This window comes from Enterobacter sp. SECR19-1250, assembly GCF_013391025.1.
Taxonomy (GTDB): Bacteria; Pseudomonadota; Gammaproteobacteria; order Enterobacterales; family Enterobacteriaceae; genus Enterobacter; species Enterobacter cloacae.
In genome coordinates this window covers 1-1,057 of sequence record NZ_JACASJ010000281.1, presented here as the reverse complement: position 1 = coordinate 1,057, position 1,057 = coordinate 1, and the positions used below count along the sequence as shown (strand labels likewise).

Here is a 1,057-nt window from a genome sequence, read left to right as displayed (position 1 = left end):
TGCTGACCACGATCCTGGCCGACGCGATCAACCTGGGCCTGACCAAGATGGCCGAGTCCTGCCCCGGCACGACCTACGCCAAGCTGGCCTGGCTGCAAGCCTGGCACATCCGCGACGAAACCTATGGGGCGGCGCTGGCCGAGCTGGTCAATGCACAGTTCCGCCACCCGTTCGCCGAGCATTGGGGCGACGGCACCACGTCATCGTCGGACGGCCAGAACTTCCGCACCGGCAGCAAGGCCGAGAGCACCGGCCACATCAACCCGAAATACGGCAGCAGCCCAGGGCGGACGTTCTATACCCACATTTCCGACCAGTACGCGCCGTTCCACACCAAGGTCGTGAACGTCGGCGTGCGCGACTCGACCTACGTGCTCGACGGCCTGCTGTACCACGAATCCGACCTGCGCATCGAGGAACACTACACCGACACGGCGGGCTTCACCGATCACGTCTTCGCCCTGATGCACCTCCTGGGCTTCCGCTTCGCGCCGCGCATCCGCGACCTGGGCGACACCAAGCTCTACATCCCGAAGGGCGACGCCGCCTATGACGCGCTCAAGCCGATGATCGGCGGCACGCTCAACATCAAGCACGTCCGCGCCCATTGGGATGAAATCCTGCGGCTGGCCACCTCGATCAAGCAGGGCACGGTGACGGCTTCACTGATGCTGCGCAAACTCGGCAGCTACCCGCGCCAGAACGGCCTGGCCGTCGCCCTGCGCGAGTTGGGGCGCATCGAGCGCACGCTGTTCATCCTGGACTGGCTGCAAAGCGTCGAGCTGCGCCGCCGCGTGCATGCCGGGCTGAACAAGGGCGAGGCGCGCAACGCACTGGCCCGTGCCGTGTTCTTCAACCGCCTGGGGGAAATTCGTGACCGCAGTTTCGAGCAGCAGCGCTACCGCGCTTCCGGCCTCAATCTGGTGACGGCGGCCATCGTCCTTTGGAATACGGTCTATCTGGAACGGGCCGCGAACGCCTTGCGTGGCCACGGCCAGACCGTCGATGACGGTCTGTTGCAGTACCTGTCGCCGCTCGGCTGGGAACACATCAACCT

The 1,057-nt window shown here is 65.4% G+C and carries 1 protein-coding gene; it reads left to right on the top strand.

All coding sequences use genetic code 11. The features are described from left to right. A partial coding sequence (locus tag HX884_RS26610) for a Tn3 family transposase (protein WP_178329046.1) occupies positions 1 to 1,057 on the top strand: 1,057 nt, incomplete at both ends.